The sequence below is a fragment of the Streptomyces longisporus genome (genome assembly GCF_039532765.1).
Lineage (GTDB): Bacteria > Actinomycetota > Actinomycetes > Streptomycetales > Streptomycetaceae > Streptomyces > Streptomyces longisporus.
The window spans coordinates 183,104-203,366 of the sequence record NZ_BAAASG010000010.1 but is presented as its reverse complement, the minus strand read 5'-3'; the positions used below and the strand labels follow the sequence as shown (position 1 = coordinate 203,366).

At 70.7% G+C, this 20,263-nt stretch carries 13 protein-coding genes; 11 read left to right on the top strand and 2 right to left on the bottom strand.

Annotated features, from left to right (window positions below; genetic code table 11):
* The first annotated feature begins 175 nt into the window (after positions 1–175).
* The 4 genes from ABD355_RS22010 (at position 176) to ABD355_RS21995 (ending at position 4,235) form a co-directional block, all read left to right on the top strand.
* Positions 176–772 (top strand): TetR/AcrR family transcriptional regulator, encoded by a 597-nt coding sequence (locus ABD355_RS22010; RefSeq protein ID WP_344402239.1) that lies wholly within the window; start codon positions 176–178, stop codon positions 770–772.
* A 127-nt stretch (positions 773–899) separates the two neighbouring features.
* On the top strand, positions 900–3,116 hold the full coding sequence (locus tag ABD355_RS22005; protein ID WP_344402238.1) for an MMPL family transporter: 2,217 nt from the start codon (positions 900–902) through the stop codon (positions 3,114–3,116).
* Positions 3,117–3,275: 159 nt separating this feature from the next.
* Entirely contained in the window at positions 3,276–3,671 is a 396-nt protein-coding gene (locus tag ABD355_RS22000) for a hypothetical protein (protein WP_344402237.1), read from the top strand.
* Positions 3,672–3,680: 9 nt separating this feature from the next.
* Complete coding sequence (locus ABD355_RS21995) at positions 3,681–4,235, top strand: cysteine hydrolase family protein (protein ID WP_344402236.1); 555 nt, start codon at positions 3,681–3,683, stop codon at positions 4,233–4,235.
* A 6-nt stretch (positions 4,236–4,241) separates the two neighbouring features.
* Here the strand turns inward: ABD355_RS21995 and ABD355_RS21990 are convergent, their stop codons facing one another.
* Complete coding sequence (locus tag ABD355_RS21990; RefSeq protein WP_344402235.1) at positions 4,242–5,807, bottom strand: N,N-dimethylformamidase beta subunit family domain-containing protein; 1,566 nt, start codon at positions 5,805–5,807, stop codon at positions 4,242–4,244.
* A gap of 228 nt (positions 5,808–6,035) precedes the next feature.
* Between ABD355_RS21990 and ABD355_RS21985 the strand changes: the two genes are divergently transcribed.
* Positions 6,036–8,231 carry a bifunctional glycosyltransferase/CDP-glycerol:glycerophosphate glycerophosphotransferase gene (locus ABD355_RS21985; protein ID WP_344402234.1) on the top strand — a complete coding sequence of 732 codons (2,196 nt, stop codon included), beginning with the start codon at positions 6,036–6,038 and terminating at the stop codon, positions 8,229–8,231.
* 97 nt (positions 8,232–8,328) lie between these two features.
* Here the strand turns inward: ABD355_RS21985 and ABD355_RS21980 are convergent, their stop codons facing one another.
* Positions 8,329–10,329, bottom strand: a complete 2,001-nt coding sequence (locus ABD355_RS21980; RefSeq protein WP_344402232.1) for a hypothetical protein — start codon at positions 10,327–10,329, stop codon at positions 8,329–8,331.
* A gap of 161 nt (positions 10,330–10,490) precedes the next feature.
* On the opposite strand from ABD355_RS21980, the gene ABD355_RS21970 reads away from it, so the two are divergent.
* The 6 genes from ABD355_RS21970 to ABD355_RS21945 all read left to right on the top strand — a co-directional run bounded on the left by ABD355_RS21970 (position 10,491) and on the right by ABD355_RS21945 (position 20,261).
* Positions 10,491–11,000 carry a YbaK/EbsC family protein gene (locus ABD355_RS21970; RefSeq protein ID WP_344402230.1) on the top strand — a complete coding sequence of 170 codons (510 nt, stop codon included), beginning with the start codon at positions 10,491–10,493 and terminating at the stop codon, positions 10,998–11,000.
* Complete coding sequence (locus ABD355_RS21965) at positions 10,997–11,842, top strand: EamA family transporter (protein WP_344402228.1); 846 nt, start codon at positions 10,997–10,999, stop codon at positions 11,840–11,842. The genes ABD355_RS21970 and ABD355_RS21965 overlap by 4 nt, the downstream gene beginning before the upstream one ends.
* A 194-nt stretch (positions 11,843–12,036) precedes the next feature.
* Entirely contained in the window at positions 12,037–14,889 is a 2,853-nt protein-coding gene (locus ABD355_RS21960) for a PKD domain-containing protein (protein WP_344402227.1), read from the top strand.
* A gap of 289 nt (positions 14,890–15,178) precedes the next feature.
* On the top strand, positions 15,179–16,123 hold the full coding sequence (locus tag ABD355_RS21955) for an ABC transporter ATP-binding protein (protein ID WP_344402226.1): 945 nt from the start codon (positions 15,179–15,181) through the stop codon (positions 16,121–16,123).
* The gene (locus ABD355_RS21950; RefSeq protein ID WP_344402225.1) at positions 16,120–17,469 is read left to right on the top strand and encodes an ABC transporter permease; all 1,350 of its coding nucleotides are present in this window, start codon (positions 16,120–16,122) and stop codon (positions 17,467–17,469) included. The genes ABD355_RS21955 and ABD355_RS21950 overlap by 4 nt, the downstream gene beginning before the upstream one ends.
* A 35-nt stretch (positions 17,470–17,504) precedes the next feature.
* The gene (locus tag ABD355_RS21945) at positions 17,505–20,261 is read left to right on the top strand and encodes an alkaline phosphatase family protein (protein WP_344402224.1); all 2,757 of its coding nucleotides are present in this window, start codon (positions 17,505–17,507) and stop codon (positions 20,259–20,261) included.
* Positions 20,262–20,263: the final 2 nt, after the last annotated feature.

Sequence of the window (20,263 nt, the reverse complement as noted above, 5' to 3'; positions counted from 1 at the left end):
TCCCCATGCTTTTCCGCCGGATGGGGCCGGGCAACTTATGGGAACTTACGGATCCTTCACCTACGTGAGCCACGGCACGTACGAAACGGTTTCGTTTCGCATTCGTCCAGGGTATCTTCATGAACGTACGAAGCAGGCGCCGAGGCGGCGCATCCCGAGCGGGAAGGTGAGTGGCATGACTGAGGTCGCAACGGCGCGTCGCAGTCGGATCACGCCCGAGCGTGAGGCCGAGTTGTACGAGGCCGTGCTCGACCTGCTCCGGGAGGTGGGCTATGACGCCGTCACCATGGACGCGGTCGCGGCCCGCACCAAGTCCAGCAAGGCGACGCTCTACCGCCAGTGGGGCGGCAAGGCCGAGCTGGTCGCGAAGGCGGTTCGGCACAACAAGCCGGGCGGTCTGGCCCTCGGCGAGATCGACACCGGGTCCCTCCGGGGCGATCTGCATGCCCTCACGATGCGGTCGGACGACTGCGAGATGGAGCAGAACTCCGCGTTGATGCGGGGTCTGGCCATGGCGATCCACAGCAATCCGGATCTCCTGAAGGCGTTCAAGGAACATCTGATCGAGCCGGAGATGGCGGAGTTCCGCCGTGTCGTGCAGCGTGCGATCGACCGGGGCGAGGTCCGCGCGGACAATCCTGCGGTGGACTACATGATCCACATGATGATCGGCGGGTTCGCCGCCCGCACGATGATCGACGAGCTGCCGCCGACGCAGGACTACCTCCTTTCGTACATCGACGCAGTCGTCCTCCCCGCCCTCTGCGCCTGACCCCTCCCCGCACCTCCTCGCCCACCTGACGTCACCGCTCAAGTCGTCGGGACGATCACCCCTGCCTCCCCGCCGGGCGATCACCCCTGCCCTGAAACACCCACGACCTGACCGGGAGTACGCCTCCGTGGCCACGTTCCTCTACAAACTCGGCCGATTCGCCTTCAGGCGACGGCACTTCGTCGCCCTGTTCTGGGTGGCGCTGCTGACCCTCGCGGCGGTCGGCGCCGCCAATGCACCCGCCGCGGGCTCCACGTCCTTCTCGATACCCGGCACCGAGGCGCAGAAGGCCTTCGACCTGCTGGAACAGCGCTTCCCCGGGATGAGTGCCGACGGCGCGACCGGACGGGTCGTCTTCAAGGCGCCCGCGGGCGAGAAGATGACCGACGCCGACAACAAGGCGACCGTCGAGAAGACGGTGAAGGAGCTGGCCGACGGCTCCGAGGTGGTTTCCGTCGCCGACCCCTACCAGGCGCACGCCGTCAGCAAGAACGGCACGGTCGCCTATGCGTCCGTGAAGTACAAGGTCTCCGGCATGGAGCTCAAGGAGGCCTCCCGGGACGCGCTGAAGGAGGCCGCGCAGGACGCGCGGCACGCCGGGCTGACCGTCGAGATCGGCGGTGACGCGCTGCAATCCGGGGCCGAGCCGGGAGCGGCCGGTGAGGTCGTGGGCCTCGCCATCGCCGCGGTCGTCCTCGTCATCACGCTGGGCTCCCTGGTCGCGGCCGGACTGCCGCTCCTGACGGCCATCATCGGCGTCGGTATCGGCGTCTCCACCATCACCGTTCTGGCCAAGGCCCTCGACCTGGGCGACACCACGTCCACCCTCGCCCTGATGATCGGTCTCGCGGTCGGCATCGACTACGCGCTGTTCATCGTCTCCCGTTACCGCAGCGAACTGGCCGAGGGCCGCGACCGCGAGGAGGCCGTCGGACGGGCCGCAGGGACAGCCGGTTCGGCGGTGGTCTTCGCGGGCCTCACGGTCGTGATCGCACTCGCGGGTCTCTCGGTCGTCAACGTGCCGATGCTGACGAAGATGGGCCTCGCGGCGGCGGGCACGGTCGTCGTGGCCGTCCTCATCGCGCTGACCATGATCCCCGCACTGCTCGGTTACGCGGGCAGGAAGGTCAGGGCGGCGGGCGAGAAGCGCCGCAGGAGCGCGGCCGGCACCCCTGAGAAGCCCGGTCTGGGCGCCCGCTGGGCGAGCTTCGTCATCCGCCGTCCGGCCGCCGTGCTGCTGCTCGGCGTGATCGGCCTCGGCACGGTCGCGGTCCCGGCCACCCAGCTGGAGCTGGGCCTGCCCGACGACGGTTCGCAGCCGACCTCCACCACGCAGCGCCGCGCCTACGACCTCCTCTCGGAGGGCTTCGGGCCCGGCTTCAACGGCCCCCTGATGATCGTCGTCGACGCCAAGGACAGCGACTCCCCCAAGGCGGCGGCCGACAGGGTGGCCGACGGGATCAAGGGCCTCAAGGACGTCGTGACGGTGACCCCGGCGGTGTTCAACAAGGCCGGTGACACCGCGACGATCACCGTCATCCCCGGTTCGAAGCCGTCCTCGGTGCAGACCGAGGACCTGGTGCACGCCATCCGTGACCAGGGCGGCGAGATCAAGGCCGACACGGGTGCGAAGGTGCTGGTCACCGGCACCACCGCGATGAACATCGACTTCTCGCAGAAGCTCAACGACGCCCTGATCCCGTATCTGGGCCTGGTGGTGGGCCTCGCCTTCCTCCTCCTGATCGCGGTCTTCCGCTCCGTCCTGGTCCCGCTCAAGGCGGCACTGGGCTTCCTGCTGAGCGTGCTCGCCGCGCTCGGTGCCGTGGTCGCGGTCTTCCAGTGGGGCTGGCTCGGCGGCCTGCTGGGCGTCGAGCAGACCGGCCCGATCATGTCGATGATGCCGATCTTCATGGTGGGCGTGGTCTTCGGCCTCGCCATGGACTACGAGGTGTTCCTCGTGACCCGCATGCGCGAGGCGTACGTCCACGGCGAGACGCCCGGCCAGGCCGTGGTGACCGGCTTCCGGCACAGCGCGCGGGTCGTGGCGGCCGCCGCGGCCATCATGATCGCGGTCTTCGGAGGCTTCATCACCTCCAGCGAGTCCATGATCAAGATGATTGGTTTCGGCCTGGCGATCGCCGTCTTCTTCGATGCGTTCGTCGTACGGATGGCGATCGTCCCGGCGGTCCTCGGCCTGCTCGGCAGGAAGGCCTGGTGGCTGCCGAAGTGGCTGGACCGGGCGGTGCCGAACGTGGACGTCGAGGGCGAGGGCCTGAAGACCCTCGGCGAGGGCGACGCGAAGGACAGCGACCCGGACGAGGACCGGGAACTGGTACGGGCCTGAGACTCCGGCCGGTGGCGGGCGGCCTTCCGAGCCGCATGGTGTAGTGCGCTACACCATGGGTTCGGGAGGCCGCTCCCTCGTTGCGGAAGGCGCCGGACGGGATCGTTGAGGGCAGATCGCGGGACATCCCCGCCGCCCCCTCTCCCGTAAGGAAACGCCATGCGCTCCGCCTTCGCCGCCGTCCGGAAGTTCGTCGCCGACCTGCTGCTCTGGAGCTTCTTCGTCGGCGGCCTGGCCGCCAGTGCGGGTGCGGGTGCCGTCATCGACGACAGCACTCAGAAGAACCTCGCGACCGCCGTCGGCACGGTCGTCGCGCTGCTCGCGGGTTCGCGCCTCGCGAAGAAGCCGAAGATCAAGGCGTTCCTGGGCCGGCCGGGCACGCTCTGGTTCCTGTTCCTTTTCAACGGGGCCGCCGCCGCGGCCATGTACGTCACCATGGACGGCATCAAGGGCATCCTCGCCGCCGCGATGATGGGCCTGGTCTCCCTGGGCGCGGCGGGCGGTCTGGTCGCCGAGCGCCGCAAGCGCCGGGCGATTGTCAGTGGCGCCGCCTAACGTGACCTCATGACCACTCTTCAGGAACGCCCCCACACCGCCCTGCTGGTGATCGACGTCCAGCAGGGCGTCGTGGCGTCCGCGCACGAGCGGGACGCCGTCGTCGCCACCATCGCCGACCTCGTCGACAAGGCCCGCGCCGCGGACGTGCCGGTCGTCTGGGTCCAGCACTCCGACGAGGGACTCAAGAAGGGCAGCGACGCCTGGCAGTACGTGGCCGAACTGGCCCGCCGCGACGCGGAACCGCTGGTGCACAAGAACTACGGCGACTCCTTCGAGGGCACGGACCTGGAGCAGGTCCTCGCCGCGTCCGGAGTCGGCCATCTCGTCGTGACGGGCGCGCAGACGGACGCCTGCATACGCTCCACGATCCACGGCGCGTTCGTACGGGGCTACGACGTCACGCTGGTCGCCGACGCGCACACCACGAACGACAACAGCAAGTGGGGTGCCCCGCCGCCGGACCAGGTCATCGCCCACACGAACCTGTACTGGCAGTACCACTCGGCACCGGGGCGCACGGCGGCGGTGAGGGAGGCGAAGCAGGTGACGTTCGGGGGCTGACGGTCGCTACAGCTCCGTCATGTTCGGGCGTGGTGCCGGACGGTGGCGGGCGGCCGGGCCCTGAGCGAAGGCGTGCAGGAGGTTCTCCGTGGTGCGGGTGACGAAGGTGCGGGTGCGGGCGTCCATACCGTGGTCCCGGCCCCCGTCGGGGGTTTCGGCCATCAGCGCCTCCACCCACCGCATGGTGCCGGTCGCGAAGACTCCGGCGCCGCTTCGCGCGGTGTAGTACGCCGAGTCGCTGCTGCTGCGAACGCCGTTGCACACCACAGGGGAATGGGCCGTTATCTCCAGGGGTTCGGGGACGGGCGCACCCGGGGTGACCCGGTCGTACTCCACACCGACCAGATGGTCGAAGCCGTCACCGGGGCGTACGCCCGTCCCCTCGTACAGCCAGTGGTCCGCCGCGTGGACGACATAGGGAGCGTCCACCGGGTAGCCCTCGTAGAGCACGCCGGTCAGGGAGGACTCCGGGTCGGCCGCCGGGGAGCGGCGGAAGTCCGTCGTCACCAAGGAGGGGTGGGTGGTGTAGCAGGGGTCGGAGGAGAAGGAGGACTTGTAGCAGACCACCGTGCGCTCGGGCAGAGCCCCGCCGGGCTCCAGGCGGATCCTGCGGAAGCAGGTGTTGGCGCCCAGGAAGGCCACGTTGGTGCCGGCGTCGCGGGCCCGGGTGATGTGCCGGCGCTGCTCGGGGGTCCAGTACTCGTCGTGGCCGAGGCAGATGACGGCGGCCGCCCCGTGCAGCACCTGCGGGTCCCGGTGCACGTCGACCCCGGTGGTGTACGCGAGGGGGATACCGAGCCGTTCCGCGAGGACCACCGCCGCCCGCTCGTACACCATGAACTTCTCCGCGCCGTCCAAGTCGTAGGGCCGGTCGAAGCTCACGGCGAGGGACCGTCCGGCGTACGCCCCGGAGGGGCCGGCGTAAAGGCTGTAGCCGCCCCACCGGTTGTACGCCTGCCAGGTGGCGGGCGCATGCATCAGCACCGTCCGGCCCGCGCCCTGCGCGGAGCGCACGATCAGCGGGACATAGCGCTGGTGACCGTCCTCCGTGTCGAGCCGCAGCAGATACGCGCCCTCCGGCCAGCCCGTCGTCCCGAAGCTCAGGGTCCGACGCCAGTCCGCGCGGACGGTGCGGGTGTCGGTCACAAAGCCCGGCTCCGGCTGGACGCTGCCCGGCACCCGCCCGGACGACCAGACGAGCCGTGCCCCGGCCCCGCCGTACCAGCCGACACGGAAGGCCGAGACGCGAAAGGACGGGGCGGTCGTGGAGACGTACAGACCGCACTCCTCGCCCGGGGTCACACTCACCCGGTCGGCGTACCCCACGACGGCCGCCGGCGGCCCCGGCGAGCGGATGCGCCAGTCGGGGGTCCCCGGCCGGTCCCGCTCCGCCTCGGGCCGGTGCGCGGCCGTCGCCGCCCGGGTGCCGTCGGCGGCATGAGAACGGTCGCAGGCACCGGCCGCCGCCGAGACGAGCCCGGCGCACGCACACGCCTCCAGGAAGGTCCTGCGGCGCAGCGTCGAGCCGTCCTGCGTCCCGTGCCGCGGTGTTTCCCGCCTCTCGGGGCCCACATCGCCTCCCTTGTGTGCGCACTCGCGGAGAGTTCGACCTGGGAACAGCCTGCAACGGCGCGGTCCTGGGCGCCATGAAAGGGCGACGCGCGGGAAGGCGACGTTACTGTGTGGAACAACCGTGCCCGTGGGGTGTGAGGCGCCTTGCCCGGCGCGCCGCCTCCTACAGGTCCCAGTAGCTTCGTTCCGCAGTAGAGCTAGCCGCCCGCAGTCGGCCGGAGGTCATGCGTGGAGCCGTCCCAGGTGCTGATCAGCCTCGTTCTCCCGGTGTACGGGGTGGAGGAGTATCTGCGTCCCTGTCTGGACTCGATGCTCGGGCAGTCGTTCTCCTCCTTCGAGGTGATCGCCGTGGACGATGCCTCGCCCGACGGGTGCGGGGCGATCCTCGACGAGTACGCGAGCAGGGATCCGCGGATCCGGGTCGTGCATCTGGAACGCAACGGCGGGCTCGGCGAAGCCCGTAACGCGGGGCTGGAACGTGCTCGCGGGGAATACGTCTGGTTCGTCGACAGCGACGACCTGATCGCCGAAGAATCCCTGGCCGCGATAGCCGGCAGACTGACCGCGACCCGGCCTGACGTGCTCTTCTTCGACTACGCACGACTGTTCCCCGAGGGCGGGGTGGAGCCCGCTCCCCGCGCCCACCTGCTGCGTGATCCGCCGCCGCCCGAGGCGTTCGAGCTGCGGAGCCGGCCCAGTGTGCTCGAGCTGATGATGACCGCGTGGAACAAGGCGATCCGCCGTGACTTCCTGACCGGTCTGGGCGTGCGCTTCGGGCAGGGGCTGTACGAGGACCTGCCGGTCACCTACCCGATCCTGGTGGCCGCCGGGCGAATATCGCTGCTTGACCGGGTCTGCTACCTCTACCGCGAGCGGCGTACGGGCGCGATCACCACCACCGTCAGCGACCGCCACTTCGATGTCTTCGGCCAGTACGAGAAGGTCTTCGCCTTCCTGGACGGGCGGGGCGCGGCGGCCGAGGAGTTCCGTGCCCAGCTGTTCGACCGGGCGATCTGGCACTACACGACGATCATCGACGAACCCGGCCGGGTCCCGGCGGCACGGCAGCGCGAGTTCTTCCGCCGGATGGCCGAGCACTTCGCCCGCTTCCGGCCCGCCGATTACACCTACCCGCCCGGCGCGCGAGGCGTGAAGTTCCGCCTGGTCGAGCGGGGCGACTACCGGCTGTTCGCCGCGCTGCGCCCGGTCAACCGGCTGCGTCTGAAGGCCCGCCGGGGCGTGCGCGGAGCGGTCGGCGCGGCACGGACGGCGCGGCGGCGGGCCGGTGCCCTGCCGGCCCTCCTCTACTACGAGGCGTACAAGCGCCTCCCCATCGACGACGGGCTCGCCGTCTACGCGGCGTACTGGTACCGCGGCTACTCGTGCAACCCCCGCGCCGTCTACGAGGCGGCCCGCGAACTTGCCCCGGACATCCACGGCGTGTGGGTGGTGCGCAAGGACGCCGTCGCCTCGCTGCCCGCCGGGGTGGACCATGCCGTGGAGGGCTCGCTGCGCTCCCTGCGCGTCCTGGCGCGTGCGAAATACCTGGTCAACAACGTCAACTTCCCGCACACCGTGTCCAAGCGCCGCGGCTCGGTGCATGTCCAGACGCTGCACGGGACCCCGCTGAAGGCCATGGGCCTGGACCAGCAGCACTACCCGGTCGGCGCCCAGGGGATGAACTTCACGCGGCTGCGCGAGCACTCCGCCCGGTGGGACTTCCTGCTGTCGGCCAACCCGCACTCCTCCGAGGTGTGGCCGCGCGTCTACCCCGGCAGCTACGAGCTGCTGGAGACCGGCTATCCGCGCAACGACCGTTACTTCCGCACCGGACCGGAGGAGATCGCCGCCATCCGCGCCCGCCTGGGCATCGAGCCCGGCCAGACCGCCGTGCTCTACGCCCCGACGTTCCGGGAGTACGGGGGCGCCGGTCCGCTGCCGGATCCGTCCCGGCTGGCGGCCGCGCTCGGACCGGATCATGTGCTGATGCTGCGCTCCCACTACTACGACGCCGAAGGCGCACGGACGGGCGCCGAGACGCGGGCCGAGGGCGCCGCCCGGGTCGTCGACCTCTCGTCGTACCCGGTCGTCGAGGACCTGTGCCTGGCGGCCGATGTGCTGGTGACCGACTACTCGTCGATCATGTTCGACTACGCCTGCCTCGACCGGCCGATCGTCGTCTACGCCCCGGACTGGGAGACGTACCGGGCCAACCGGGGCGTCACCTTCGACCTGCTGGCCGAGCCGCCGGGCGCTGTCGCGGAGAGCGAGGAGCAGCTCGTAGAGGTGTTTCGCTCCGGGGCGGTTGCCTCCGGCGCGGCGGAGGAGGCGCGTGCTGCGTTCCGGCGGCGGTTCTGTGCGTTTGATGACGGGCATGCCGCGGAGCGGGTGGTTCGGCGGGTGTTTCTCGGCGAGAAGCCCTGACGGGCGGTCTGGTACGGGGCAAGCGGTCGTCTGCGGGTCCGTTGTGGCTTGTCGCGCCCACGCGGCGGAGCCGCATATCGACACAGCCCCGCGCCCCTTAAGGGTGGTACGCCTGACCGGCAGTAGCACGTGCGAGGAGGTCGTCCAGGGCCCGTTCGAACGGAGCCAGGGGGTCTGTTGTGGCCGGGCCCAGCAGGTAGGTGCGCAGCTGCTGTCGCTCCTTGGCCAGCGGGTCGGTGCCGTCGAGGAGATCGTCGAGGCCGGTCAGGTCCGGGGCGATGAGGTGGGCGGCGCGGGCGGCCGGGTAGCGGTCGCGGAAGGTGTCGGGGGCGAGGTCTGCGGGGTTGGCGACGCCGTACGGCTTGCCGGTGGCCAGGTAGTCGGTGACGACGCCGGACACGTCGGCGATGAGCAGGTCGGCGTGGTCGAAGCAGTCGTACAGGCCCGGTCGGGAGCCGCCCGTGACGCGGTGGCGCCACCAGCCCTCGGCCGCCCAGTACGCCTCGTTCCACTCCGCCAGTGCCGACTCCCAGGCGGCCGAGGGGGGCTCTTCGGGCACTCCGGCGTCCCGCGCGGCCTGTGCCTCGTCCCCGCGCGCGGGCCGGCGCAGCCCGTCGAGGCGGCGGGCGAGTTCCGGAAGCCGGGCCGCCTGCGCGGCCTGTTCCCGGGTGTCCTGCCGCCGGAACTCCTCGCGGGCGTCCCGGGCCGTGTTCGCGTCGTCGATCATCGCGAGGATCTCGGCATGTGCCGCGCGCGCCCGGGGATCCAGGGTGCCGGTCAGCGGGTGCGGCCGGTAGAGGAGGCGGACCGGCGGTTCGCGCTCCAGCAAGGTCCGTACGATCCGCGGTCCCATGCCGATCAGTGACGTCGCCGCGCCAGGGTCGCCGTGGAAGCCCTCCCAGGTGGGCGCGTAGAGCACGGTCGGCATCGGCGACGAGGAGGTGCCGCCGGTGGCGTTCAGCCGCTCCAGCGACGGGCGGCCGACCTCGACGACGTCCGCGTCGGCCACGCCCGACCCCGAGCGCGCGTAACGCTCGCGCCCGGCGGGCCCCGCCACCCACACCTCGTCGTACACCTTGGTGAACGGATTGGAGCTGGTCGGCTTGTCGCTGTCACCGTGACCGAGGTAGACGCTCCGGAACTCCGGCAGCCGCAGCAGGTGGGTGTTGTTGGCGGCGTTGGCCACGAACAGCGCCACCTGCGCGTCGGGCAGCCGGAAGGCGGTCAGGTCCTTGCCCAGCGGCAGGCACACCACGGGCCGGGACGTCGGATCGAGCCGGGCGAGCATGTCGCGCTCGCGCAGCACGACGACCACGCGCCGCCGCAGCCGGTCGAACACCGGCAGCCAGCCGTTGAGCTGGTACGCCGATTCCAGGGCGCCGGAGAAGTACACGACCACCTCGGGACGGTACGCCTCCACCTGCTCGTTCACCGTGCGCAGCACCTTGCCCTTCGCGGCCAGGTGCCGTCCCCGCCGGGCGTGCCGGGCCAGCCACCCGGCCGCGGCCAGGGCGGCCAGTACCGCGATCCCCGCGCCGACGGCAGCCCACTTCGGCCCGGCCGCAGCCGCGACGGCCGTCCCGGCGACCAGGGGCAGGTCGAGGAGCGCGAGCGGTCCCCGGTGGAGGTCCGTCAGCAGCCGCGGTGGCGCGTCGGGGATCCGAACCGCCGACAGATCCACGTTCCGGGTCACCACCGGCAGCCGCCGACACCACCAGACGAACAGCAGCAGTCCCGCGTAACCGCCGCGCAGTGCCTGCAGCGCCAGGAAGCCGAGGGCGGTCAGGACGAACGCGCCCGACCGGGCGTCTCCCAGCCGTGCCAGCAGCACGAGGGCCGCGGCGCCCCGCAGCAGCGACCCCGCCGTGACGCTCAGGCACACCTGGCCGAGGGGCTGCAGGGAGCCTGAGATCCGGCGCAGCGCCTTGGGCTCGGCGAGGTAGTCCGCGGCGGCGAACACGGCGAACGCCCAGCCGCTGGGCACCACCGCGGCGACGAACAGCCCGAGCAGCGCCACCGGGAACCCCGCGACCGCTGCAACCGCCGTCAACGGCACCCTGCCCAGCAGTTTCCTCGGGTTCATCGTGCTCACCGCCATCCGACACTTGTATCAGAGCGGCACGCGCAGCTCCGCCCGGACGGTTTTCCGTGGATACGGCCCCGGAGCGATGCCCCACCGGTCCGCGAGCGCGTCCACCACGCACTGACCCCGGACAACTCGGTCGCGTGCCCTATGCACGCAGCGCTAGCGTGCCGTGCATGACGACCGCCGATGTCACCGACAGCTCCGGAGCCAGTCCCCGGTTCGCCGCTGCCCTGGGCGAACTGGGGCTCGACGACCTGCGCCGCCGTATCCGCCGCTTCCCGGACGCGACCCGTACCGCCGCCGAGGCGGCCGCCGCGATCGGATGCGAGTTGAGCGAGATCTGCAAGTCGCTGATCTTCGCGGCGGACGGGGTTCCGGTGCTGGTGCTGATGGACGGGGCGTCGCGGGTGGACGTCGAGCGGGTGCGGGAGGAACTCGGCGCCGAGAAGGTGACGCGGGCCAAGGCGGACGTCGTACGGGAGACCACCGGGTACGTGATCGGGGGAGTGCCGCCCTTCGGGCACCGTACGAGGACCCGGGTGCTGGCCGACCGTTCGCTGCTGGAGCACGACGTGGTGTGGGCCGCCGCCGGGCATCCGCACGCCGTGTTCCCCATGGAGCCCAAGGAGCTCGTCACCCGCGCCGGAGCCACCCTGGTGGACGTGCGCGAGCGCAGCTCGTGACGCCGCTGGTCGCCACGGCCGTCCTGTGCGCCGCGGTCACCCACGCCGGCTGGAACGCGATAGCCCACCGCATCACGGACAAGCTGGTCGGGTTCACACTGATCGCGGGCGGCGGGATGCTGATCGGGCTGGCGATGGTGCCGTTCGTGCCCCTTCCGGCGTCCGGGGCGTGGCCGTACCTGGCCGCCTCCGCCTTCATCCACCTCGCGTACTACGTGCTGCTGATGCGGTCCTTCCGGCTGGGGGACTTCGGGCAGGCGTACCCGATCGCCCGCGGGACCGCGCCGCTGGTCGTCACGGTGCTCGCCGCCGTGTTCGCGCACGAGGTGCCGAACGGGTGGGCGGCCGGCGGTATCGCGCTGTCCTGCGCGGGCCTGACCGGTGTCGCGCTGTGGGGGCTGCGCGGCAGCCGGCCCAACTGGGCGGCGATCGGCGCGGCCCTGGCCACCGGGCTGACCATCGCCGCGTACACGGTCGTGGACGGGCTGGGGGTGCGGGCGTCGGGCTCGTCCCTCGGGTACATCGCCTGGCTGATGGCGGTGGAGGGGTTCGCGATCCCGGCGTATGCGCTGACCCGCTGGCGGGGGGAATTCCTCGCCGTTCTCCGCCCGTTCGCGGGGGTGGGCCTGCTCGGCGGCGCCATGTCCGTCGCCGCGTACGGCCTCGTCCTGTGGGCCCAGACCAAGGCCGAACTGGCACCGATCGCGGCCCTGCGCGAGTCGTCGATCATCGTGGGGGCGGCCATCGGCGCGGTGTTCTTCAAGGAACGCTTCGGGGCGCCGCGGATCGCGGCGGCGGTGCTGTTGGTGGCGGGGATCGGGCTGATGCTGCGGGCGGGCTGAGCGCCGGGGCTGAGCGGCGATGGGGCGTCTCTCGTCTGCGCCGCCGCCGTGGCTTGTCGCGCCCGCGCGGCTGAGCAGCGCCCCGATGGGGGCGCGGACCGACGTCTTGGTGATCTCCATACTTTTGAAATCTGGTCAACCTTTCGGCGACCAGACAAGATTGCCCGCAATATCATGTGAAAACTGGAGGGCCAGTGCTGCCACGTTCGATCGCGGCCCTCGTGGGCGTAGTTGGCCTTCTCGGCGCGGGCCTGGCGCTGACTCCGTCCACCGCCCGCGCGGATGGCAGCACCCTGTACGTGAACAACCTCTCGACGTCGAACTGTTCCGACAGCGCAGCCGACGCGGGCTCGCAGACCCAGCCCTACTGCTCGCTGCAGACCGCCGTGGACGCGGCGCAGCCGGGTGACACAGTGATGGTGGTCAGGGGGAACTACGGTCAGCTCGATGTGAAGACCTCAGGCACCGCGAGCGCTCCCGTCACCATCACCACCAGCACCAACACGCACCAGCTCCTTGCCCAGATCGTCACGCCACAGTCGGGCTCCGGCCCGGGGCTCACTCTCGACCACGTACACGACGTGGCGGTGCACGGTTTCTTCATCGGGACGAACGCCAAGGCCCCGGTCGTGGCGGTCGCCGGGTCCAACAACGTCACGTTGGACGGGGACCGGTTCCAAGGCCCTTATTCGACTGCGCTGGTGGGCATCGACGGGCAGAGCAGCACGGCCACGCTGAGCCGGGACGAAATGGATCCCGAACCGGGCGAGGACGCCGTGGACATCGCGTCGGGGGCCAGCGGGACTGTGATCACCGGCAGCGAGTTCTACTACGGGAAGAAGATTCCCGTGAACGCAGCGGGTGCGCCCGGCACGGTCGTGGTGGGCAACACCTTCACCGACGACGGCGGCTGCAATACCGCGATCTCGCTCACCGGTGCCTCCTCCGGCTCGACGATCGAGAACAACGCCTTCTTCCTCGGAGCCCCGGGCGGCTGTGCGAGGTACGGCACCAGCACGCCGGTGGTGGTGTCCTCCGGCTCGACCAGCGGCACCACCTACGACTACAACGTCATCGCGTCCGAGTCCGGCGGCCCGCTCTACAGCTGGGGCGGCCAGACCTACTCGACCGCCGCCGATCTGCAGGCCGCGACCGGCCAGGGAAAGCACGAACGGTACGTCGCGGTGGCCGCAGACGCGACCGGCGTGAACATCGGCCCGCTCATCGACTCCGCCGACGCCGACGCACCGGACGAGCTCAGCACCGACTTCAACAGGAAGCCCCGCGTCGACGACCCGCTCGTGGCCGACAGCGGTACTGGTCCGGGCTACTACGACCGCGGCGCGACGGAATACCAGGACCCCTACCAGGTGGTGCCCGCCGTCTCCGTCAGCAAGGGCCCGGCCCCGCTGTCCGAGACGATCACGGCGAACGAGACCAACCCCTGGAAGACCCAGATCACCGGCTACACCTTCAACTTCGGAGACGGCAGTGCCCCGGTGGTCTCCGCCACCCCCAGCGTCACGCACACCTACACCGCGATCGGCTCCTACCCCGTCACGGTCACCGCCACCACAGCGGCCGGGGCCACTGTCGCCGGCAGCAGAAAGACCTACGTCGACGTCGCGGCCGAAGCTCCGCTGGTGCCTGCCCTGTCGCTCAGCCAGGCCTATCCGTACAGCAGTCTCACCGTCCAGGCGGACGCCTCCAAGACCACCGACGACTGGAGCATCGCCGACTACAGCGTCGACTACGGAGACGGCACTTCGGCCGCGGACCTCGGCACCAGCGGCTTCGGTGCCCACACCTATCCCAAGCCCGGCACCTACACCGCCACCCTGACGGTCAAGGACGACGGCGGGAACACCTCCACGACCACCCAGCAGGTCACCGTCGGCAGCGCATTCGTGCCCTTCGGGCCGACCCGGATCCTGGACACGCGCAACGGCACCGGCGCCGCCCAGGCGAAGGTCGGCCCGGGCGCGGTGCTGCGGCTGAAGATCGCGGGCGTCAAGGGCATCCCCTCCACGGGGATCACGGCGGTCACCCTCAACCTGACCGGCGTCAACGCCTCCACCGGCACCGTGATCACCGCATACCCCGACGGCTCCACCCGGCCGACCGCCTCCAACCTGAACCTGGTCCCCGGCCAGGTCACGCCGAACCTGATCACCGTACCGGTCGCCGCCGACGGTTACGTCGACCTGTACAACCACTCGGGCAGCGTCGACCTGGTGGGTGACGTCGAGGGCTACTACAGCACCACCGCCGCGGTCACCTTGGGCGGGGCCGGCCTCGTCCAGACGACCGGCCCGACCCGGGTGCTGGACACCCGCAACGGGACCGGCACCGACACCGTCAAGGGCAGGGTCGGGCCGGGCGGGCTGGTCACGTTCACCCTGCCGAACGGCAACTACGCCAACGCCTCCGCGGTGCTGCTGAACGTCACCGAGACCGATGCCACCGCCTCCAGCTGGGTCGGCCTGGAGCCGAGCTCCGGCGGTGTCCCCACCAGCTCCGTACTGGACTTCACGGCCGGCCAGACCAGCGCCGACCTGGTCGTCGCGCCGGTCAGCAGCGGGCAGGTCCAGCTCTACAACCGCTACGGAAGCGTGGACCTGATCGCCGACCTCGAAGGCTATGTGGTCTCCGACGTGTCGACGTCCCCGAGTGCCGTGGGCTCGCCCTACTTCCCGATCTCGCCGACCCGGGTGCTGGACACCCGCAACGGCACAGGCGTGGCCCAGGGCACGCTCGGCGCAAAGTCCAAGCTCAATGTCAAGGTGGCGGGGTCCGGCGGCATCCCGGCCGGAGTCAAGGCGGTGCTGGTGAACCTGACCGGCGTCAAGCCCACCACCGGCACCTGGCTCTCGGCCTACGCCGACGGATCAGCACTGCCCAGCGCCTCCAACCTGAATCTCGCCGCCGGCGCCGTCCGCGCCAACCTGGCCCTGGTGCCGGTCGGTTCCGACGGGTCGATCGACATCTACAACAACAGTGGCAGCGTCAACGTGGTCGCGGACATCGAGGGCTACTACACCGGCTGATCCGGCCCGACGCGCATACCGGCTTGGCCGTCGGTCGTCTGCGGCGCCGTCGTGGCCTGTCGCGCCCGCGCGGCGGAGCGCATGCAGACACAGCCCCGCGCCCCTTCGGGGCGTCCGCGTCGTAGCGCGATGCGCACCCCGTGCCGCCCCTGTCCGATTCACGTCGGTGGTCATGCGCGCGATTTGCCTACGCCTTGACGATCCGTTCCGCGGGAGTTCAACTCGGCGTTTGTGCCTGGGTTGTGTGTTGTCCCTATGGTCCGTGCGGACATCGGGAGAAGGGGGGCCCATGGGGACACTCCACGCAGTGGTGGCTCGCGGGATCACCAAGTGCTTCGGCGACGTCGTCGCACTCGACGGTGTCGACCTGGATGTGACGGAGGGTCAGATCCACGGTCTGGTCGGTCCGAACGGTGCCGGCAAGACGACGTTGCTCGGTCTGCTGCTGGGGCTGGCCGTCGCCGACAGCGGGCGGCTCGAGGTTCTCGGTACGCCGGTGGGGCGGGCGTTCGACGCCCCAGAGGGCGTCGCCGGCTTCGTGGACGGGCCCGGCCTGTATCCCTCCCTCACCGCCCGGCAGAACCTCGCCGCGCTGGCCCGACTGCGCGGCGAGGACGCCCGGAGCGCAGGCATCGACGAGGTGCTCGACCAGGTCGGTCTCACCGCCGTCGCCGACGACAAGGCCCGCGGTTTCTCGCTCGGTATGCGGCAGCGGCTCGGGCTCGCCGCCGCCCTGCTCACCAAACCCCGGCTGCTCGTGCTCGACGAACCCTCCAACGGCCTCGACCCGGCCGGGAAACGGCATGTGCACCGCGTCCTCACCCGGCTCGCCGCGGGCGGGACCAGCGTGGTGCTGTCGAGCCACCGTATGGACGACCTGGAGGCGCTGTGCTCCGAGGTCACCATCCTCGCCACCGGACGGGTCGTGTTCTCCGGCCCGCTCGGCAAGCTGGCCGCCGAGAACCGTGAACTCGACTACCGGATACGGACCTCCGACCCGCAGACCGCGCGACGGCTGGCCGACGCCTCGGACGGGGTCCGGGTCGTCGACGACGCCGGGATACGGCAGGACGACGAACTGCTCGTCGTGCGCGCCCTGGTGCCCGCCCTCGACGAACTGGTGGCGGGCCTCGTGCGCTCGGGCGTCGCGGTGCGTGAGCTCGCGCCCGTCGTATCGCCGCTGGAGGCCGCGTTCCTCGCCCTCACCGAGCAGCAGGAAGAGGCCGGCCGATGACCGCGACCGTCACCGCCGACAAGGTTGTCAGCGCCCGCCGGGCCCCCGTCTCGCGCGGCTACCGCTTCGAACTGGTCAAGCTCGTCTCGCAGTGGCGGATCCGGCTGCTGGTGCTCGCCTGTTGGACCGCTCCCGCCCTCTTCGTCGCGGGTGTGAGCCGGCAGAGCACGCTGCCCTCCGACACGCTCTTCGGGCGCTGGATGCACGCCACGGGCTGGGCCGGGCCGCTGGTCATGCTCGGGTTCGCGGGGACCTGGGCGCTGCCCTTGCTGACCTCGGTGGTCGCCGGTGACGTGTTCGCCGTCGAGGACCGGCTCGGCACCTGGCGGCATCTGCTGGTCGCCGTACGGTCGCCGCGACGGATCTTCGTGGCGAAGGCGCTCGCCAGCCTCACCGTCATCCTGCTGCTGGTCGCAGGGCTTGCCGTGTCCAGCGCGGTCGGCGGGCTGGTGTCGGTCGGCAACCAGCCGCTGGTCGGCCTCGACGGCCACCTCCTGGCACCGGGGGACGCAGCCCTGCGGGTCCTGCTCGCCTGGGTCGCGGCCCTCGCGCCCACCCTGGCCCTCGCCGCGATCGGACTGCTCGGGTCGGTCGCGCTGGGGCGGTCCCCGATGGGACTGCTGCTGCCCCCGCTCGTCGCGCTCGCGATGTCGGTCGCCCAGATGCTGCCGCTGCCCGTGGCCGTGCGCCTCGCCCTGCCCGGCTACGCCTTCATCGCCTGGAACGGCCTGTTCACCAGCCCCGCCCAGCTCGGCCCGCTCCTGATCGGCGTCGCGGTCGGCCTGGCGTGGGCCGTGCTCGCGACCGTACTGGCGTATCTCCTCTTTCTGCGGCGCGACTTCACCAACCTCGCCTACGACGGTTCCGGGCGCCGGGCGCTCACCGTCGGCGCGCTGCCGCTGGCCGGGCTGACCGCTCTCACGGTCGGCGTGGTCGCGGTGGCGACCCCCTCCATGGGCTCCGGCATCGAGCAGGACAAGGTCCAGCGGTCGGTGGCCACGGCGTTCGCCCACCTCTACCGCATGCAGACACAGGAGCTGCACCGTCCCGCCGTCACCGAGGCGCAACTGCGGGCCTCGGCGGCCTGCACCAAGAGCGACGGCCAGTCGGCCCAGGAGGGCGCGGGCAACGACTGGCGGTGCGTCGTGACGTGGCATCTGCCCGGGGTCCCGGTCCCGGGGACGGCGATCTATCAGCTCGACATCACCTCGGACGGGCGGTTCGTGGCCGACGGCGACGGTCCCAAGGAAGTCAACGGCTACTTCCTGCTGCGGACTTCGACCGGGGACGCACCGAATCCGCTTTGGCAGTTCGACGGCAACGTCGAGCTGCTCACCCCCCACTGAAGGTTCCAGCGAAGGGTCCACTGAAGGGACAGCTCGTGCAGGTAACACGGCAGCGTCGGATCAACGAGAAGAATCAGGTCAACCTCTTCGGCAGACGCGTCGGCCGCCGCGCCGTGCTGGTCACGGCGGGCATCGCGGTGGCCCTCGGCGTCACGGGCACCGCGGTCGCGTCGACGTGGCAGTTCGGCACCCAGCAGGTCGCCGACGAGACCGCGAACGGCCAGGTCATCGCCAGCGACCAGTACATCAAGCCCTACGGCACCCGCTCCGTCGTCAACGACGGCAAGATCATGTCGTCGGCGGTCAGCCCGGACGGCAGCCGGCTCGCGGCCTCGGTCGCCGACGGTGACGCCTCGCTGGTCGTCCTGGACCTCGCGAGCGGTCAGGTGATCCAGAAGGTCGGCACCAACGCGGCGGACGACCTGCGCATCAAGAGCGGCTCCGTCGGCCAGGAGGGCCCGACGTACTCGCCGGACGGCAAGCAGCTGTGGCTGGGCCAGACCGACGGCTACACCAAGTTCACGGTCGGCGCCGACGGCACCCTCTCCAACCCGGTGACCGTCCCGATCCCGGCCGACGGCACCAAGCACGCCCTCGTGGCCGCCGCGGTGTTCTCGGCCGACGGCTCCACCGTCTACTCCGCGGTCAACGGCCAGAACCGGGTCGTCGCCATCGACGCGGCCACCGGAACCGTCAAGCAGAGCTGGGCCGTCGGCAACGCCCCCCGGGGCATTGCCCTGGTCGGCGGCAAGCTGTACGTCAGCAACGAGGGCGGCCGTCCGGCCAAGGACGGCGACACCACCATCAACTCCTACGGCACCCAGGTGCCCGCCAACCCGGACACCGGCGCCACCACCACCGGCACCGTCAGCGTCATCGACACGACGGACCCCTCCGCCGCCGTCGCCGGCATCGACGTAGGACTGCACCCGACCGCGGTGTACGCGAGCAGGGGCGCGGTGTTCGTCACCAACACCGCCGACAACAGCGTCTCGGTCATCGACACGGCCAAGGACAAGGTCGTACAGACCATCGCCACCCAGCCCTGGCCGGAGGCGAAGGTCGGCTACGAGCCGAACGCCGTGACGCTCACCGACGACGGCCGGCTGCTGGTGACGCTCGGCCGCGCCAACGCGGTCGCCGTCTACCGCTACAAGTCCCCGCAGGAGCCCGCCCGTTACGTCGGCCTGCTGCCGACCGACTACTTCCCCTCCGGGATCGCCACCGTCGGCAAGAACGTCGTCGTCTCCAACACCCGAGGCATCGACGCCCGCCGCCCCACCGCCGCCTCCGGGCACAACACCCACGACACCACGTCGAGCCTGACCCAGTTCACGCTGCCCGACGACAAGACCGTCAAGGCGCAGACGGCCAAGGTGTTCAAGCAGAACGGCTGGACGCCCGGCTCGGTCCTGACGGCCGGCCGCAAGCCCTCCGGGAAGGCGCTGCCGGTCCCGCTGCGGCTCGGCGACCCCTCGACGATCAAGCACGTCTTCCTGCTCGTCAAGGAGAACCGGACGTACGACCAGGTCTACGGCGACCTGCCGCAGGGCGACGGAGACCCCTCGCTCACCACGTTCGGCGAGAACGTCACGCCCAACCAGCACGCCCTGGCCGAGCAGTTCGGCCTCTACGACAACTTCTACGACGTCGGCACGAACTCCGCCGAGGGCCACAACTGGCTGATGCAGTCGGACAACCCGGAGTACACCGAGTCCTCCGCCGGCGAGTACCAGCGCAGCTACGACACCGAGAACGACGCCCTCGGCCACCAGAAGACCGGTTTCATCTGGAGCGGCGCGCAGGCGGCCGGCCGGTCGGTCAAGGACTTCGGCGAGTTCCAGTCGCTGGAGACCAAGCCGGCCGGGGCGACCTGGCAGAACCTGTACTGCGACAGCAAGAACATGGACGCCACCGGGGCGCAGACCCAGTACCCGATCCAGACGGGTTCGGCGATCCCCTCGCTCAACAAGGTGTCCGTGCAGGGCTTCCCGATGTTCGACCTCGACGTCCCGGACATCTACAAGGAACAGATCTGGAAGCAGGACTTCGAGAAGAACGGTCCCGCGAACCTGAACATGTTCTGGTTCTCCAACGACCACACCGGCGGCCCGGCCAACGCGGCGGCCGAGGTCGCCGACAACGACCTGGCGGTCGGCCGGATGGTCGACGAGATCTCCCACAGCAAGTACTGGAAGGACTCGGCGATCTTCGTCGTCGAGGACGACTCCCAGAACGGTCTCGACCACGTCGACGGGCATCGCGCCCCGGTCCAGATCATCAGCCCCTGGGCCAGGCACGACACCGTCGACAGCCACTACTACTCGCAGATGACGATGATCCGCACCATCGAGCAGATCCTCGGGATCCACCCGATGAACCAGCTCGACAGCGCGGCCACCCCGATGTACGGGGCGTTCAGCCTGAAGCCGGACAACACCCCGTTCACGGCCGAGCCCAACCGGACCTCGCTGACCCTCGGCGTGAGCCCCCAGCCTTCCTGCGGCTCGGACACCCCGGCGCCCCAGAACACCAGGGCGGCACTCGCACCGACCTCCGCAGCGGTACCGCAGGCCCAGCAGAAGCTCGCCGCGCAGTGGAAGGACTGGGCCTCGCACCAGCGACTGACCGGCCCGCACGCCGTGCCCGACTACGCCAACAACGAGCAGATGAACCGCTACACCTGGTACCAGACCCACAACTGGACCAAGCCGTATCCCGGCGACAAGAAGGTCTACGCGCCCGCCGATGTGCCGGGTGCGTACCTGCCGTCGGCGGAGAACGACGGCTGACA

Bases quoted from the DNA above. Each gene is read 5' to 3' on its own strand.
- ABD355_RS22000 (WP_344402237.1), top strand. From the start codon at position 3,276: ATGCGCTCCGCCTTCGCCGCCGTCCGGAAGTTCGTCGCCGACCTGCTG.
- ABD355_RS21950 (WP_344402225.1), top strand. From the start codon at position 16,120: ATGACCGCGACCGTCACCGCCGACAAGGTTGTCAGCGCCCGCCGGGCC.
- ABD355_RS21980 (WP_344402232.1), bottom strand. From the start codon at position 10,329: ATGGCGGTGAGCACGATGAACCCGAGGAAACTGCTGGGCAGGGTGCCG.
- ABD355_RS21955 (WP_344402226.1), top strand. From the start codon at position 15,179: ATGGGGACACTCCACGCAGTGGTGGCTCGCGGGATCACCAAGTGCTTC.
- ABD355_RS21995 (WP_344402236.1), top strand. From the start codon at position 3,681: ATGACCACTCTTCAGGAACGCCCCCACACCGCCCTGCTGGTGATCGAC.
- ABD355_RS22010 (WP_344402239.1), top strand. From the start codon at position 176: ATGACTGAGGTCGCAACGGCGCGTCGCAGTCGGATCACGCCCGAGCGT.
- ABD355_RS21970 (WP_344402230.1), top strand. From the start codon at position 10,491: ATGACGACCGCCGATGTCACCGACAGCTCCGGAGCCAGTCCCCGGTTC.